Source organism: Aeribacillus sp. FSL K6-2833 (genome assembly GCF_037965815.1).
GTDB lineage: Bacteria > Bacillota > Bacilli > Bacillales > Aeribacillaceae > Aeribacillus > Aeribacillus composti.
This window is the reverse complement of record NZ_CP150189.1, coordinates 162106-177500: the sequence shown is the minus strand read 5'-3', so window position 1 is coordinate 177500 and position 15395 is coordinate 162106. Positions and strand designations below refer to the sequence as shown.

Below are 15395 nucleotides of genomic sequence, written 5' to 3'. Positions count from 1 at the left end.
AAAGGAGCTAAATGAAATATGAGAGGTAGAAATTGTTCGCTCCTCATCATGATGCTTATATGGATGATCGTTGCAGGATGTGCGGATCGGCAGCAAAGTGAACCAATGAATTATGATGAAACAAAAAAAATGGTTGTAGACATATTAAAATCTGACGAAGGAAAAAAAGCCGTTCAAGAAATTATGAAAGATGAAGAAGTTCAACGAAACTTCATTTTAGATCAAAAAACCGTCAATAATACGATTGAAAAAACGTTAACATCAGAAAAAGGGAAGGAATTTTGGAAAAATACATTTGAAGATACAAAATTTGCGGAAGGATTTGCGAAAACATTGCAAACAGAACATGAAAAAGTGATCAAACGTTTAATGAAAGATCCGGAATATCAAGGAATGCTTATGGATGTGCTGAAAAATCCTCAAATGGAAGAAGAACTATTGAAGGTTTTAAAAAGCAAAGAATACCGCCAATATTTACAGCAGCAAATTACAGATGTTCTATCAAGTCCGCTTTTTCAACCGAAAATTGAGGAAGCGCTATTGAAGGCTGCTCAGCAAGCTCAAAGTAAACAACAAGGCGGGGGCAGCTCCGGAAACGAAGGCGGGGGCAGCTCCGGAAACGAAGGCGGGGGCGGAGGCCAATAGACCTCCTCTCCCTTCCTTTACTTTTCTGTTATCTCAATCACTTTTCTTGCTATATCTAAATAAATTTCCCCTATTGGATGGTTTTCATTATAAACAGACGGAGCAAAGTCCTCTTCATCCCAGTCCGGCTGCTCAAGCGGAATTTGCCCTAATAGAGGGACCTGCAAATCCTCTGCAAGCTTCTGACCTCCGCCTTTCCCAAATACATACTCTTTTTGGCCTGTTAATTTACTTTCAAAATAGGACATATTTTCAATAACTCCTAAAATTTCGTGCTCCGTTTTAATGGCCATTGCACCAGCCCTTGCAGCAACAAATGCAGCTGTTGGATGAGGCGTAGTTACAATGATTTCTTTACTAGTTGGAAGCAATGTATGCACATCTAATGCAACATCACCTGTACCAGGAGGCAAATCAAGGAGTAAGTAGTCCAACGATCCCCATTCAACTTCTTGGAAAAAGTTATTCAGCATTTTTCCGAGCATCGGACCTCTCCAAACAACAGGCGCATTATCTTCAACAAAAAAAGCCATTGATATGACTTGCACACCAAACCGCTCAACTGGAATAATTTTATCCCCGCGAACGATCGGCCGGTTCATGATCCCCATCATATCAGGAACGCTAAAGCCGTAAATATCTGCATCAATAAGACCAACTTTTTTTCCTAGACGAGCAAGGGACACAGCCAAGTTGACAGATACGGTTGATTTGCCGACCCCGCCTTTTCCGCTTGCTATTGCAATAAAGGTTGTTTTTTCATTCGATAAAATGGAAGGGCTTGTACTATCAGAATAATACTTTTGGACAATTTCCTTTGGAAGCTCCGAAAAACGCAGCCCAACAGTCTCGGCACCCGCTTGTTTAAGCTTTGCAACAATTTGCTGCTGGAGTGTTAACTGCTCGCTTGTTCCCGTTTTGGCAATTGCTATTTTTAAACTAATATGTTTTTTTTCGGGCTTGATTTTTATTTCTTCAATCGCATTCAATTCTTTTAAAGATTTATGTAAAAATGGATCTTCCAACTGTTCGACAATGGACCTTACATCTTCTTCCCGCATCGTATCCACAACCACCTTTTTTCCATAAGACTTTTAATAGTATATAGTATAACACATTTCCAACAGTCCATTGAAAATAGATGCCTGAGAAGAATCCATTTATTCCGGTATTTGCTGTTCATTGGAAAAATAACGCAAAACCCCGTTGTAAATGGCGGCTGCCACTTTTTTCTGATATTCTTCAGAAGCAAGAAGCTCTTCCTCAGAAGGATTGGATAAAAACCCCACCTCCACAAGCGCACCCGGTTTTTTTGCATGCTTTAGTAAATAGACACCGCTTATTGGCTTTGCTTTTCGATCTGTATTTCTTAAATTTTTCCTTAATTCATCTTGGATAAATTTCGCAATAGCTTCATTCTCCTGATATTTTCCGTCATAAAATGTTTGCGCTCCCCTCCATTTTGGAGATGGAATAGCATTTAAATGGATGCTCAAAAACAAATCGGCGTCTGATTCATCAATTAGGCGAACGCGCTTTCGAATATCTTCTGATTTTCTCCGGCTATATCCGTGTGTATCGTCCGAAGCCAAATCTTCATCTTTTTCTCTTGTCAATAACACTAACGCTCCCTGCTCTTGTAAATAATCTCGAGCAATATTGGCAATTTTTAAAGTTATATCTTTTTCCAGTAGTTTTTTTCCTACTGCTCCTCCATCGGGACCTCCGTGACCGGGGTCTAAGTAAATGATTTTTCCTGATAACGGAAGATTCCATGATTTCCATGAATTGAAAAGGGAGAATTGATATTGAATGATAAATACGAGAATCAGAAACCCAGCAATAAACAGCGCCCATTTCAGCTTTTTTTTCACTCCGCATCCCTCCTGCTCGTCCCTTCAATTCAATATATGGAAAAGCGTGAGGATTTATGATTACTGCAATTTTAATTTATATCTCTTTTTTCCAGCCAATTCCCACCAGAAAATTGGCGCATTCAAAATTTAACTAATCTGCTCAAACTCGTCATTCTCCCCAACAGATAATATAGCTGTAGAAGCCGTCAACTTTCTGCCATACAGCTGTTTGTGCTTTAATGATAAATCGCCTTACACTTTTCGGTCCTAGATATGAAGTTTAAATTGGGGGCAATTGGGGATAATGGAATGCTTCACTTGAAAATAAAATTGTATTTCTGATTCAGTTTTTATACAGCGCTTTTTTTCAAAAAGAAACATTTTAAGAGTCATAAAAAAAGCTCCCGCAAATATGGGAGCTAAGATGAATGTTGCGTTTCAGTTATAACGAGACCGATCAGGCTGGCACGGTCAATTTTATTATTTGTATTTGACGGTAACTTTCGTGCTTTTTCCTACATTTCCAGCCTTATCTTTTGCATACACTAGGAGAACTGTTCCGGCTTTTTGTTTTTTGATTGAAACGGAGAAATTTCCGTTTTTATTCGCTTTGCCCGAACCGATTACTTTCTTTCCTGCTTTGACATACACCGTTGAATACGCCTCTGCTTTTCCTGTCACCGAGGAAGATTTTCTTGTTACTTTGTTCACTTTAGGAGCACCCGGCGGTATTTTATCGAGTACCGTCACTTTTCGCGCCGGACTCACATTCCCCGCTTTATCCGTCGCTGTTACGTAAAGAATTGTTCCGGCTTTTTGAGCCGTTTTTAACGAAATTGCGAATTTCCCATTTTTATCTGTCGTGCCGGTGCTCAATACTTTGCTGCCGGCCTTTATTGTTATTTTTGATCCTGCCTCCGCTGTCCCTCTGACCGTTTTATCTTTATTGCTGACCGAATTTACACTCGGAGTACGCGGCGGTGTTTTATCAATTACCGTCACTTTTCGCGCCGGGCTCACATTCCCCGCTTTATCCGTCGCTGTTACGTAAAGAACTGTTCCAGCTTTTTGAGCTGTTTTTAACGAAATCGTGAATTTCCCATTTTTATCTGTCGTGCCGGTGCTCAATACTTTGCTGCCGGCCTTTATTGTTATTTTTGATCCTGCCTCCGCTGTCCCTCTGACCGTTTTATCTTTATCGCTGACCAGGTTTACGCTTGGAATGCTAGGAGGCGTTTTATCGAGCACCGTTATTTGAACCGACTCGCTTTTATTTCCTTCCTGACTCTTGGCATATACGCTTAAGACAGTTCCAGCTTTTTGTTTACTGATGGAAATGCGGAAGGATCCATTACGATCAGCCGCTGCAGTCTTCAATATCTTTGAACCAAGCTGGACATAAACAGTCGTTCTTGGATTAGACAGGCCATTTATAAATGTATCCCTATCACTTACCGGGTTTACTATCGGTTTTGGAGGAGTGTAAGGATTTTTTTCATCTAAAAAAGTATAAGTGATGTCATTTCCTTTAGATGCAGGAACAGTTTCATTACCAACAGCCCGTTTTACTATGGCTCCGCCGCCCCGCAAGCTGGCATATTCTCCCGAAAATATTTTTGGAATTAATAAATTAAAGCCTTCTTCTCCTTTAAAGCCATATTTTCCCGTATCTTTCTTCAGTAAAAGGGCACTGCGGAAGTTCGTCATCAATTCTCCAAATGTAAGGGAAGAGTTGATATATTTTTTCGCTACATTTTCTACTGCTTTATAATCATTATGAGTATCTGTTAAAATCTCTTTGAAAATCTTGTTTCCTTGATTCGCTTGAATTCTGACATATTGTCCAAAAAGATAGGACAAGGAATAGTTAGACAAAGTATCGCCATAATAATTCCAATACAATAATGAATGACCATTTGTAATGGAGGTAGAAATATTGTAGTAATAAATGTAATTCGTTAAAGGTTTTCCCGTATATATATGTTCAGCTGCCATTGACAATGCTTCATCTAGCCATGTATCCATTTGGGAGCCGTTTTCTATAAATACATTTTGGTTAAAATTCACCATATGTTGAAATTCATGTACCAATGTTTCGTATGCAGCACTTACATCCTTTTCCGTCCCTGTTCCCATTAAAGGATACGTATCAATATAAAAAATCTCTGATTTGTTGGAGTATGGAATATCATGCAAATCTCCTCCATAAAAGTAACCAGCAATATACCCCCCGAATCCTGCAAAACCATCTTGTATATCATAACAAAGAATGTGAATTTTCCCGTTTCCGTCCACATCGGATTCGCTGGCAAAATTTTGTGTGATGAGCGGATAAATTTTTTGATCAAATTCTTGCCCTAATTTTTGCGCATCAGCTTCTGTAATTTGATTATCATAAACCCATACGTTCGCTTTTGTACCTGAATACAGCAGCTTGGCGCTAATTTGTTTATCTTCATTGGTCGTAAAATCATGCACCCAAAATGTCTTAGTATCGCCAACTTTATTGAGAAACTTTTTGGAGAGAGATTTTTGTTGAAGTTTCTTGTCTTCATGTTTTTCTATATCAAAAGGTCTATTTACATCCAGTTTATAAGCATCCAATCCTATTTTTTTGTTTATCGTATATTGATCATTATTGATTTTGAACTTTCCAGTGGATTGAGGTTTATATACGTCGACGGACTCGTTGCTGATTAATATGTATTTATTTCCTCCAGATGCTGTGTCTGAACTTCTTTCCTGTGCAAAACCGCTAGCTGGCACCAATAATAAAAAAATAAGAACAAGGCATAACGACTTTTTCAACCAACCCATTTCTCCACCTCTTTATTTATAAAAAATTGATAGAAATATTATAATGGATGATTTTGTATAAGGCACTAAAATTTTTTGAACAGTCACAAAAGTTTTAAGCCTATTCGCCTAAATGAAAAGTGCTAATAAAATCTTTGTGGTAAAGAGAAAAGAAACGTGTCAAAGCTCAGCAAAAAAAAGACAAATAAAAAATAAAAGCTGATTTCCTCACCTGCGCTACACAATTGGAGGTTTGCTCGGCAAATGATAAAAACTTTTTCTCTCTGCGAAAATCTGGAATCGTTGAAAAGACATTCATATCGAGATGAACATTTTGAAAACCGCAATTTTTTGTTTTTTAAAAGTTTTTATAACATAGCCACAGTGCATGGATGTCGCCCAAATTGTCCTTACGAGTAATATTTCACACAGGAAATAAAAACCATTTTTCTTCATTCTTCCTTGCAAAAAATAAGCAGCACTGCCAATAAATCCTGAACTTTTCCTTTTTGAAATAAAAAAGCCAATCAAAAGGCGAATTCAGCAATGGCCCCCGTCAAATCATTTTTTCACAAGCCGTTTTTAGGCATAAAAAAAGCCCGTTCCAACGAAGTTGAAATGAGCCATGCATGAACTGCTTTTAAAGCTTTAGTTTGTATCTCTTTTTTCCAGCTAAAAACCCTTCTTCCCACCAATAATGAATAAAGTGCTGGCATGTCAAATAGATGGATTCCATAACAAAATCATCATTTGATTCCCTTGCCAAATAAAGAATATTGTCAAATAAATTGTTAATAAGCTCTTGTTCTTCCTGTATACAACGTGTATTGGCCTGCTCCATCGATTCCCCGTAATATCCGAACCGGCTGTAGGCCGCTCCCAACAAAAAAGATTCAATGGCCGAGTGGACACACTCTTCTTCCATTGCAGTTTTATGGAAGCGTTTTTGAAAAAAAGGATTAAACCATTCATCAATCATATTTTTCAATTTGCGAATTGGGAGATCTTTTAACATTTTTCGCTCAGTGAGAAGCTTTTTTTCCTGCCGTCTTTCATTAAAGTCTGTAATTACATTCATCAAAATCTCCTCCTTGTTTTTATTTTTTTCAGTTCACGCTGTTCCATTCAACCACTCCTTTCCAATTGCAAATAAAAAACCACAACGATTTGTTGTGGTTTAAGGTTCGAATCATTAACGTTTTGAAAATTGCGGTGCACGGCGTGCTCCTTTAAGACCGTATTTCTTACGCTCTTTTACGCGAGCATCTCGAGTTAATAAGCCTGCACGCTTTAACGTTCCGCGATATTCTGGATCAGCTTGTAAAAGTGCACGAGCAATTCCGTGGCGAATAGCGCCTGCTTGACCAGTGAAACCGCCGCCTCTAACATTTACTAGTACATCATAATTGCCAACTGTCTCTGTTAAAACAAGCGGTTGTTTAATATCTTCAATCAAAGCTTTTGTTGGAATGTAATCTTCAATGTTCCGTTTATTAATTACGATACGGCCTTCACCAGGAACTAACCGAACACGGGCAACAGAGCTTTTGCGACGACCGGTACCGTAGTATTGAACCTGTGCCAAAATGATAACCTCCTTATTAAATTATCCGCGAAGTTCATAAACTTCTGGTTTCTGTGCTTGATGAGGATGTTCGCTTCCTCTGTAAACATGCAATTTTTTAAACATTTGGCGTCCAAGGGAACCTTTTGGAAGCATTCCGCGAATAGCAAGTTCCAGCATTTTTTCAGGATAGTTGTTTCGCATTTCTAATGCAGTTCTTGATTTTAAACCACCAGGATGCTGGCTGTGGCGATAATAAATTTTGTCTGTTAATTTTTTTCCAGTTAATTCGATTTTTTCAGCATTAATAATAATTACGTGGTCACCTGTATCTACATGCGGTGTAAACGTTGGTTTGTGTTTTCCGCGTAAGATAGATGCAACTTCGCTTGCTAGACGTCCTAAAGTTTTGCCAGCTGCATCAACAACATACCATTTGCGCTCAACTTCATGCGGCTTTGCCATAAACGTTGTACGCATTGTTTTCCCTCCTTAATCGTTCATGTCGAAAAGTCTATTTCAAAAACACGATTATTTTCCGGGGCTAATCGTGGGGCTTGAAATACATACCATATGTTATCTTATCTTTTTAAGATATGAATGTCAAGAAAATGTTACACCTGGATTAGTTGTCATAATAAACTTTCCAAAGATATAGACCGCATCCAGAAACTGTTTTCCCGGCTCTTGATCTATCTTTGGCTGCGATAATTTGTTTTATTTCTTCCGGCTTGCGCTTCCCTTCTCCTACTTCAATCAATGTTCCGACTAAAATGCGAACCATATTGTAAAGGAAGCCGTTTCCGACAAAACGGAACGTAATTTCATCTCCTTCTTCCCATATATCTGCTTCATAAATAGTTCTCACTTTATTTTCCGTTTCTGTTTTAGAAGAGCAAAAGCTTGTAAAATCATGTGTTCCAATAATGAAACGGGAGGCAGTTCGAATCGTTTCAATATTTAACGGATTTGGAAAATGGTATGCATAATGACGCCGGAACACATCTCGATGAAAACTGCGATACAAACGGTAGCGGTATTCTTTCTTCTTTGCAGAAAATCTAGCATGAAAATCTTGATCGACAAGCTCTGCATTTTGAATGGAAATATCTTGAGGAAGCAGCGTATTCAAAGCAATCGGCCATTTTTCCATCGGAATTTTGAGGCTTGTATCAAAATGAAATACTTGGCCAACAGCATGCACGCCGACGTCTGTTCTGCCGGAAGCAGTAATTTTTATCCGCTCCCCTTTGTGGATTTTCATTAATGCTTCCTCAATCTCTCCTTGTACTGTCCGGAGGCCGGGCTGGCGCTGATAACCGCTAAATCCTGATCCATCATACGAAACTGTGCATTTAATCCTCATTTTTAAAACTCCTAGGCACGCAATAGTAATAAAATAATTGATAACAGCAGGATAGAGGCCATCATAATGGAATCAATCGCTCCCCATTTCAGCTGCCTGATTTTCGTACGTCCTTCACTTCCGCGATACCCCCTGGCTTCCATAGCGGTAGCAAGCTCTTCGGCCCGCTTAAAAGCGCTTATGAAAAGTGGTACAAGCAAAGGAACGATTGCTTTTATTCGCTCTTTTACAGGCCCTGATGTAAAATCTACCCCTCTTGCCATTTGCGCCTTTAAAATTTTTTCTGTTTCCTCCAGCAGAGTCGGTATAAAGCGAAGAGAAATAGACATCATTAATGCTAGTTCATGGACAGGAAGTTTAAATTTTTTAAAAGGCTTTAACAGACTTTCCATTCCATCCGTTATTTCGATAGGCGTTGTTGTTAAGGTCAATGTCGTTGTCATAAAAATTAAGAAAATGAACCGAAGAGAGATAAAAAACCCTTGCCGCAAGCCTTCTTCATAAATGGAAAAAAAGCCGAAGCGGAACAGCATGTCCCCTTCTTTTGTTACTAAAATGTGCAGCAAAAATGTAAACCCAACGATCCATATAACAGGTTTTAAACCGTTCCATAAGAAAGAGAACGGAAGCTTCGTCAGCAAAATAATGATGAACGTAAATAATCCTAATAAAAAGTAAGTGATTCCGTTATTGGCAAAAAAGACGATAAAAACATATAAAAAAATCGTTAGCAGTTTTGCACGGGGATCCATTCGATGAATGACTGTGCTGCCAGGAACATATTTTCCGATGATGATATTATCGATCATATACGACACCTTCTTTTAAAAAGGCTTCAATGAAATCGGCCGTTTCCTCTAAAGTCAATGGCTTGTCTTTAACCGTTAAAGAAAATTTTTCTTCAAGCTTCATGACAAATTTAATTGATTCCGGCAAATCGAGCCCAAGCTGCTCCAGTTCCTCAGTCAACCGGAATATTTCCTTTGGCGACCCTTTCATCTTTAATTCCCCTTGGTGCAAAACGGCAATTTCATCAGCGTACTTTGCTGCATCTTCCATGCTATGCGTTACTAATATCGTTGTTAATTTTTTTTCTTTATGGAGACGATAAAAAAGCTCCATGATCTCATTTCGGCCTTTTGGATCCAATCCTGCAGTCGGTTCATCTAAAACGAGCACCTCCGGCTCCATCGCTAAAACACCTGCAATCGCCACTCTTCGCATTTGTCCCCCGCTTAGCTCAAACGGGGATTGATGAAGGATTTCTTCTCCTAGACCGACAAGCGGCAGCACTTCTTTTACCTTTTTTTTCGCTTCTTCAAACGATGCGCCAAAATTCATTGGACCGAATGCTATATCTTTTTCGACGGTTTCTTCGAATAATTGATGCTCTGGGAATTGAAAGACAATTCCGACCTTTTTTCGGATAGATTTCAAGTTTTTCTGTTTTTCTCCTGCCTTAATCAGCCGGTCTCCAAGTTGAATAGAGCCTTTCGTTGGCAAAAGCAGGCCGTTTAAATGCTGCAAAATCGTTGATTTTCCCGATCCGGTATGCCCAATCACGGCCAAATATGTTCCTTCATGGATATCCATATTGATATCACACAAAGCGAGCCGTTCAAAAGGAGTGTTCATTTGGTAACGATGTTCTAATTGTCGGATTTTAATGTCCATAATTCGTCCACCAGGCTTTCTACATTAAGGTGTCGCGTCGCTAAAGGCACTCCTTTTTCAAGAAGCCGTTTGCTCAGCTTGTAAGAAAACGGAAGATCTAAACCGATGCTTACCAGCTCCTCTTCCAAGCGAAACACTTCTTTCGGAGTTCCCTCCACAAATTTTTTGCCTCCATTCATTACAATCATCCGATCTGCTTTGGCCGCCTCTTCCAAATCATGGGTGATGGAAATGACCGTCACAAGCCCTTTTTCTTTCAATGACCAAATGGTTTCAATTACTTCCCGGCGTCCAATTGGATCAAGCATTGAAGTCGCTTCATCTAAAACAATAATGCTTGGTTGAACAGCCAAAACGCCTGCAATCGCGACCCGCTGCTTTTGTCCGCCAGAAAGATGATGAGGTTCCCGTTCTAAAAATTCATTCATTTTTACAATTTTCGTCGCCCATTCGATTCGTTTTACCATCTCTTCTCTCGGTATACCTATGTTTTCCATACCAAAAGCGACATCGTCCCGTACAGTGGCGCCGACAAATTGATTATCTGGGTTTTGAAACACCATTCCAATCCTTTTTCGAATATCCCAAATGGTTTTTTCTGATAATGTGATTCCTGATACAGTAACGGTTCCTTCGTCAGGCAGCAGCAGACCGTTTAGCATCCGGGCCAATGTTGATTTCCCTGATCCATTGTGTCCGACGATGGCCAGCCATTCCCCTTCATACACATCAAAGGAAACATCCGTTAGTGCAGGCTTTTCACTTTCTTTATTATAGCGGTATGTTACATGTTGAACTTGAATGATCGACCGTTCCACAGATGCCCTCCTCCCGCCTCAAGTACAGATGAAGTAAACGCGAATATCATGTCTATAAATATGAGATGCAGAGGCTGCCAAAAGAAAATCAATCCGCTTTGTAAAGTACTTGAAGATAAATAAAAAAGGGCATAGATGCAGTCATTACAACTGTCCCGCCCTTGAAGTTCATTTATATCTAAATTACACGAATTCAATGATAACCATTGGTGCTCCGTCACCACGGCGAGGACCCATTTTCAAAATTCGTGTGTAGCCGCCTTGACGATCTTGGTAACGTGGTGCCACTTCATCAAATAATTTTTGCAATGCATAGAAAGGTTTTTCTTTTTCCTTTCCGTCTTGGCCTGAAACTGTCACAGTTTTCGCAACCTCATTGCGAATAAACTGTGCTGCTTGGCGACGAGCATGCAAATCACCACGTTTACCTAAAGTAACCAGCTTCTCTACAACAGCACGAAGCTCCTTTGCACGGGCTTCAGTCGTTTCAATTCGTTCGTTAATAATTAAGTCCGTTGCTAAGTCACGGAGCATTGCTTTACGCTGCGCACTAGTACGTCCTAATTTTCTATAAGACATGTGATGTTCCCTCCTTTGTTGGAAGTTGATCTATATAGACTTTGAAAAATCAGTTAATCGTCTTTTCGTAAACTCAAACCAAGGTCTTCTAATTTTTGTTTTACTTCTTCTAGCGATTTGCGTCCTAAATTACGCACTTTCATCATGTCCTCTTCTGTTTTGTTCGCAAGTTCTTGAACTGTGTTAATACCTGCACGTTTCAAACAGTTATAAGAACGAACAGAGAGGTCAAGTTCCTCAATCGTCATTTCAAGCACTTTTTCTTTTTGGTCCTCTTCTTTTTCAACCATGATTTCAACATTTTGCGCTTCATCTGTTAAGCTAACGAAAATGTTTAAGTGCTCCATCAAAATTTTAGAGCCAAGTGCGATAGCTTCCTTTGGACCGATGCTTCCATCTGTCCAAACATCAATTGTCAGCTTATCATAATCTGTCACTTGACCAACCCGTGTATTTTCCACTTGATAAGAAACTCTAGAAACGGGTGTGTAAATCGAATCGATTGGGATGACACCTATTGGTTGATCTTCCCGTTTATTTTCTTCAGCCGGGCTGTATCCTCTCCCGCGCTTCGCCGTCATTCTCAGCCGCAAATGAGCATCTTTCGCAAGAGTTGCAATATGAAGATCAGGATTTAATATTTCAACATCGCTATCGTGAGTTATATCTGCTGCCGTAATGGGCCCTTCACCTTGTACGTCAATTTCTAGCGTCTTCTCTTCTTCTGAATAAATTTTCAGAGCAAGCTTTTTTAAATTTAAAATAATCGTTGTAACATCTTCGACGACACCATCAATTGTAGAAAATTCATGGAGGACGCCGTCAATTTGAACAGATGTTACAGCGGCACCAGGGAGTGAGGATAATAGGATACGACGTAAGGAGTTACCCAAAGTTGTACCATATCCACGCTCAAGTGGCTCGACAACGAATTTCCCATATTTCGCGTCATCACTGATTTCAACCGTTTCGATTTTTGGTTTTTCAATTTCAATCATTCTAAATAAAACCCTCCTTCAAAACGTCGAAACCCCGGCTAGACAAAGAAGAGAAAACGCGTCTAACCGAAATTCCCCAATCATAAAGTCCCGAATGTGCACAAACAACATCTTAATAAATGCTAGAATCTATAACTGTATCATAACCCATTATTGACAGGGTTACAAAATATATACAGATAAATTACACACGACGACGTTTTGGCGGACGGCATCCATTATGTGGAACAGGTGTGACGTCTTTAATAGATGTCACTTCAAGACCTGCTGCTTGAAGAGCACGAATCGCAGCTTCGCGGCCTGCGCCAGGTCCTTTTACAGAAACCTCTAATGATTTCATTCCGTGCTCCATAGAAGCTTTAGCAGCTGCTTCAGCTGCCATCTGTGCAGCAAACGGAGTTGACTTACGAGAACCTTTAAATCCTAATGCACCGGCACTTGACCAAGCAATTGCATTGCCGTGCACATCTGTAATAGTGACAATCGTGTTGTTAAAGGTTGATCGAATATGTGCGATGCCTGTCTCAATATTCTTTTTTACGCGGCGTTTGCGAGTATTTGTTTTACGAGCCATTTACAGTTAACCTCCTTTACTTATTTTTTCTTGTTAGCAACCGTACGGCGCGGTCCTTTACGAGTACGTGCGTTGTTTTTCGTATTTTGGCCTCGAACAGGCAAACCACGGCGATGGCGGATACCACGGTAGCAGCCAATTTCAATGAGACGCTTAATGTTTAGAGAAACTTCCCGTCGAAGATCTCCTTCCACTTTATAAGTGTCGACAATGTCACGAATTCTTCCTAATTCTTCTTCTGTTAAATCACGAACACGAGTATCTTCGGAAACTCCAGCTTCAGCTAAAATTTTTTGAGCTGTTGAACGACCGATTCCGTAAATATAAGTTAAAGAAATGACAATGCGTTTATCGCGTGGAATATCTACACCAGCAATACGCGCCATAATATGAGCACCTCCTTCAAAAATTAACCTTGTTTTTGTTTATGTTTTGGATTTTCGCAAATAACCATAACTTTTCCTTTTCTGCGAATGACTTTACATTTTTCGCATATAGGTTTCACTGATGGTCTTACTTTCATGTTTATCCAACCTCCTTAATAATCCGGAGTGCAAATTATTTATATCGATACGTAATTCTTCCGCGGGTTAAATCATATGGTGATAACTCAACCGTAACTTTATCACCCGGCAAAATACGAATAAAATGCATTCTAATTTTTCCAGAAACATGAGCCAGCACAGTATGACCATTTTCCAACTCTACTTTAAACATCGCGTTAGGCAACGTCTCAACAACGGTACCCTCTACTTCAATGACATCGTCTTTCGCCATTCAATTGTCTCCCTTCCTCAAATCAGTAACTTGTTCATTGACAAATCGGCTTATTGCATATCGAAGTTTGCCATTTGTCACACGGCCAGTTTCCAATATACTGTTCTGAACTTCCGGAGATACGCAATCAAAAAATTCAAGATGATGGATGTTTTTTTTCTTTGGAGAATGAAACTTTCGCTTTTCTCCATCGGCAATCAATACGAATCGATCATCGAGAATTTTCACGACAATCGCATATTTGCCAGCTTCTCTCCCTTTCGTAATCAAGACAAACTGACCTATTTGCGGACTCGACTCAGGATCACTCACGCACATCACCTTCACTTAGGGTGTTGTTAAAATTTCATAACCTGTATCAGTAATGGCAATTGTATGTTCAAAATGAGCACACATTTTGCCATCTACAGTCACGACAGTCCAATTATCAGCTAACGTTCTGACATAACGGCTTCCCGCATTGACCATAGGCTCAATCGCTAAAACCATACCGGGCTTCAGCCTTGGCCCTTTGTTCGGTGGACCATAATGCGGAATTTGAGGATCCTCATGCAAGTCTTGCCCTACGCCATGACCTACGTATTCACGAACAATGGAAAAACCGTGAGATTCGACGTAAACTTGAATGGCATGAGAAATGTTCGAAAGTCTTCCCCCTGGTTTTGCTTCTTCTAATCCTTTATATAAAGATTCTTTTGTAACATCAAGCAATTTCTGTGTTTCTTCGGAAATTGTACCGACAGGATAAGTCCATGCAGAGTCCCCGTGATAGCCGTTGTATTTCGCACCAATGTCAATACTAATAATATCTCCATCACGCAATACACGGTCTCCAGGTATTCCGTGAACAAGCTCTTCATTCACGGAAGTGCAAATACTGCCGCGAAAACCATTATACCCTTTAAATGAGGGGATTGCATCATGTTCACGTATAAACTTTTCAGCAATACTGTCCAGTTCTTTTGTTGTAATACCAGGCTGAATATATTTCTGGAGCTCTTGGTGAGTTAAAGCAACAATCCGTCCAGCCTCGCGCATAATTTCAATTTCGCGCTTTGTTTTGCAAATAATCATTCACCCAAGCCTCCAAGCAAGTTGCAAATATCTTCAAATACTTTGTTAATCTCTTGCTGACCGTCAATATTTTTCAAATAGCCTTTAGATTTATAGAAATCAAGCAGCGGTTTCGACTGCTTCAAATTCACTTCCAAACGGTTTCCAACGGTTTCAGCGTTATCATCAGCTCGTTGATATAAATTTCCTCCGCACTTATCACAAATTCCTTCTTCTTTTGGCGGATTGAATACAAGATGGTACGTTGCACCGCAATTTTTGCAAATTCTTCGTCCTGTTAGCCGTTCCATTAAAATTTCTTGGTCAACATGAATGTTGATAACATAATCAATTTCTTTATTAAGCTCTTTTAAAATTTGCTCCAAAGCCTCCGCTTGAGCAACGGTGCGCGGAAAACCATCCAATAAAAAGCCTTTATCAGTATCATTCTTGCCTAATCTTTCCCGAACAATACCAATCGTAACTTCATCCGGCACTAATTCGCCTTTATCCATATAAGACTTCGCTTGTAACCCTAACTCGGTTCCATCTTTTATAGCTGCTCTGAACATATCTCCTGTTGAAATATGCGGGATGTTGTATTTTTCAACAATTTTTTCAGCCTGTGTTCCTTTTCCTGCCCCAGGCAGCCCCATTAATACTAAATTCATGGACTCTCCCCCTCAAACGCTTTT

The 15395-nt window shown here is 39.7% G+C and carries 19 protein-coding genes and 1 pseudogene; 1 reads left to right on the top strand and 19 read right to left on the bottom strand.

Annotated features, from left to right (window positions below):
• The first annotated feature begins 18 nt into the window (after positions 1-18).
• The gene (gerD, locus tag NSQ94_RS00980; protein WP_339229912.1) at positions 19-645 is read left to right on the top strand and encodes a spore germination lipoprotein GerD; all 627 of its coding nucleotides are present in this window, start codon (positions 19-21) and stop codon (positions 643-645) included.
• Between the two features lie 17 nt (positions 646-662).
• Here gerD and NSQ94_RS00975 read toward each other — a convergent pair whose 3' ends face one another.
• The 19 genes and pseudogenes from NSQ94_RS00975 to NSQ94_RS00885 form a co-directional block, all read right to left on the bottom strand.
• Positions 663-1706 (bottom strand): Mrp/NBP35 family ATP-binding protein, encoded by a 1044-nt coding sequence (locus NSQ94_RS00975; RefSeq protein ID WP_339229910.1) that lies wholly within the window; start codon positions 1704-1706, stop codon positions 663-665.
• A 99-nt stretch (positions 1707-1805) separates the two neighbouring features.
• Positions 1806-2519 carry an N-acetylmuramoyl-L-alanine amidase CwlD gene (cwlD, locus tag NSQ94_RS00970; RefSeq protein ID WP_063387195.1) on the bottom strand — a complete coding sequence of 238 codons (714 nt, stop codon included), beginning with the start codon at positions 2517-2519 and terminating at the stop codon, positions 1806-1808.
• Positions 2520-2981: 462 nt separating this feature from the next.
• Positions 2982-5318, bottom strand: coding sequence for an Ig-like domain-containing protein (locus NSQ94_RS00965; RefSeq protein WP_339229908.1), 2337 nt, complete (start codon positions 5316-5318; stop codon positions 2982-2984).
• Between the two features lie 619 nt (positions 5319-5937).
• The gene (locus tag NSQ94_RS00960) at positions 5938-6375 is read right to left on the bottom strand and encodes a DUF2521 family protein (protein WP_063387192.1); all 438 of its coding nucleotides are present in this window, start codon (positions 6373-6375) and stop codon (positions 5938-5940) included.
• A gap of 114 nt (positions 6376-6489) precedes the next feature.
• Positions 6490-6882 (bottom strand): 30S ribosomal protein S9, encoded by a 393-nt coding sequence (gene rpsI, locus NSQ94_RS00955; protein ID WP_063387191.1) that lies wholly within the window; start codon positions 6880-6882, stop codon positions 6490-6492.
• Positions 6883-6903: 21 nt separating this feature from the next.
• Entirely contained in the window at positions 6904-7341 is a 438-nt protein-coding gene (rplM, locus tag NSQ94_RS00950) for a 50S ribosomal protein L13 (protein WP_063387190.1), read from the bottom strand.
• A 145-nt stretch (positions 7342-7486) separates the two neighbouring features.
• Positions 7487-8227: a tRNA pseudouridine(38-40) synthase TruA gene (truA, locus tag NSQ94_RS00945; protein ID WP_339229906.1), complete on the bottom strand. Its 741-nt coding sequence runs from the start codon at positions 8225-8227 to the stop codon at positions 7487-7489.
• 11 nt (positions 8228-8238) lie between these two features.
• Positions 8239-9036, bottom strand: a complete 798-nt coding sequence (locus NSQ94_RS00940) for an energy-coupling factor transporter transmembrane protein EcfT (protein WP_063387188.1) — start codon at positions 9034-9036, stop codon at positions 8239-8241.
• Positions 9026-9901, bottom strand: coding sequence for an energy-coupling factor ABC transporter ATP-binding protein (locus NSQ94_RS00935; RefSeq protein ID WP_327857011.1), 876 nt, complete (start codon positions 9899-9901; stop codon positions 9026-9028). The genes NSQ94_RS00940 and NSQ94_RS00935 overlap by 11 nt, the downstream gene beginning before the upstream one ends.
• On the bottom strand, positions 9877-10719 hold the full coding sequence (locus NSQ94_RS00930) for an energy-coupling factor ABC transporter ATP-binding protein (protein ID WP_094244885.1): 843 nt from the start codon (positions 10717-10719) through the stop codon (positions 9877-9879). Before NSQ94_RS00930 ends, NSQ94_RS00935 begins: the two co-directional genes overlap by 25 nt.
• 183 nt (positions 10720-10902) lie before the next feature.
• Positions 10903-11298 (bottom strand): 50S ribosomal protein L17, encoded by a 396-nt coding sequence (gene rplQ / locus NSQ94_RS00925; RefSeq protein ID WP_063387185.1) that lies wholly within the window; start codon positions 11296-11298, stop codon positions 10903-10905.
• Positions 11299-11351: 53 nt separating this feature from the next.
• Entirely contained in the window at positions 11352-12296 is a 945-nt protein-coding gene (locus tag NSQ94_RS00920; protein ID WP_063387184.1) for a DNA-directed RNA polymerase subunit alpha, read from the bottom strand.
• Between the two features lie 184 nt (positions 12297-12480).
• Positions 12481-12870 carry a 30S ribosomal protein S11 gene (rpsK, locus tag NSQ94_RS00915; protein ID WP_063387183.1) on the bottom strand — a complete coding sequence of 130 codons (390 nt, stop codon included), beginning with the start codon at positions 12868-12870 and terminating at the stop codon, positions 12481-12483.
• A 20-nt stretch (positions 12871-12890) separates the two neighbouring features.
• Positions 12891-13256, bottom strand: coding sequence for a 30S ribosomal protein S13 (gene rpsM, locus NSQ94_RS00910; protein WP_063387182.1), 366 nt, complete (start codon positions 13254-13256; stop codon positions 12891-12893).
• Positions 13257-13279: 23 nt separating this feature from the next.
• Positions 13280-13393, bottom strand: a complete 114-nt coding sequence (gene rpmJ, locus NSQ94_RS00905; RefSeq protein WP_003156543.1) for a 50S ribosomal protein L36 — start codon at positions 13391-13393, stop codon at positions 13280-13282.
• 35 nt (positions 13394-13428) lie between these two features.
• Positions 13429-13647, bottom strand: coding sequence for a translation initiation factor IF-1 (gene infA / locus NSQ94_RS00900; RefSeq protein WP_003178377.1), 219 nt, complete (start codon positions 13645-13647; stop codon positions 13429-13431).
• Positions 13625-13959, bottom strand: a pseudogene (locus NSQ94_RS00895) (KOW domain-containing RNA-binding protein). The gene infA and the pseudogene NSQ94_RS00895 overlap by 23 nt, the downstream one beginning before the upstream one ends.
• A gap of 15 nt (positions 13960-13974) precedes the next feature.
• Positions 13975-14721 (bottom strand): type I methionyl aminopeptidase, encoded by a 747-nt coding sequence (map, locus tag NSQ94_RS00890; RefSeq protein WP_117017136.1) that lies wholly within the window; start codon positions 14719-14721, stop codon positions 13975-13977.
• The gene (locus NSQ94_RS00885; protein WP_117017137.1) at positions 14718-15371 is read right to left on the bottom strand and encodes an adenylate kinase; all 654 of its coding nucleotides are present in this window, start codon (positions 15369-15371) and stop codon (positions 14718-14720) included. Before NSQ94_RS00885 ends, map begins: the two co-directional genes overlap by 4 nt.
• Positions 15372-15395: the final 24 nt, after the last annotated feature.

Bases quoted from the DNA above. Each gene is read 5' to 3' on its own strand.
- map (WP_117017136.1), bottom strand. From the start codon at position 14,721: ATGATTATTTGCAAAACAAAGCGCGAAATTGAAATTATGCGCGAGGCT.
- NSQ94_RS00940 (WP_063387188.1), bottom strand. From the start codon at position 9,036: ATGATCGATAATATCATCATCGGAAAATATGTTCCTGGCAGCACAGTC.
- rpsM (WP_063387182.1), bottom strand. From the start codon at position 13,256: ATGGCGCGTATTGCTGGTGTAGATATTCCACGCGATAAACGCATTGTC.
- rplQ (WP_063387185.1), bottom strand. From the start codon at position 11,298: ATGTCTTATAGAAAATTAGGACGTACTAGTGCGCAGCGTAAAGCAATG.
- truA (WP_339229906.1), bottom strand. From the start codon at position 8,227: ATGAGGATTAAATGCACAGTTTCGTATGATGGATCAGGATTTAGCGGT.
- NSQ94_RS00965 (WP_339229908.1), bottom strand. From the start codon at position 5,318: ATGGGTTGGTTGAAAAAGTCGTTATGCCTTGTTCTTATTTTTTTATTA.
- gerD (WP_339229912.1), top strand. From the start codon at position 19: ATGAGAGGTAGAAATTGTTCGCTCCTCATCATGATGCTTATATGGATG.
- infA (WP_003178377.1), bottom strand. From the start codon at position 13,647: ATGGCGAAAGACGATGTCATTGAAGTAGAGGGTACCGTTGTTGAGACG.
- NSQ94_RS00885 (WP_117017137.1), bottom strand. From the start codon at position 15,371: ATGAATTTAGTATTAATGGGGCTGCCTGGGGCAGGAAAAGGAACACAG.
- rpsK (WP_063387183.1), bottom strand. From the start codon at position 12,870: ATGGCTCGTAAAACAAATACTCGCAAACGCCGCGTAAAAAAGAATATT.
- rpmJ (WP_003156543.1), bottom strand. From the start codon at position 13,393: ATGAAAGTAAGACCATCAGTGAAACCTATATGCGAAAAATGTAAAGTC.
- NSQ94_RS00960 (WP_063387192.1), bottom strand. From the start codon at position 6,375: ATGAATGTAATTACAGACTTTAATGAAAGACGGCAGGAAAAAAAGCTT.
- rplM (WP_063387190.1), bottom strand. From the start codon at position 7,341: ATGCGTACAACGTTTATGGCAAAGCCGCATGAAGTTGAGCGCAAATGG.
- NSQ94_RS00920 (WP_063387184.1), bottom strand. From the start codon at position 12,296: ATGATTGAAATTGAAAAACCAAAAATCGAAACGGTTGAAATCAGTGAT.
- NSQ94_RS00975 (WP_339229910.1), bottom strand. From the start codon at position 1,706: ATGCGGGAAGAAGATGTAAGGTCCATTGTCGAACAGTTGGAAGATCCA.
- NSQ94_RS00935 (WP_327857011.1), bottom strand. From the start codon at position 9,901: ATGGACATTAAAATCCGACAATTAGAACATCGTTACCAAATGAACACT.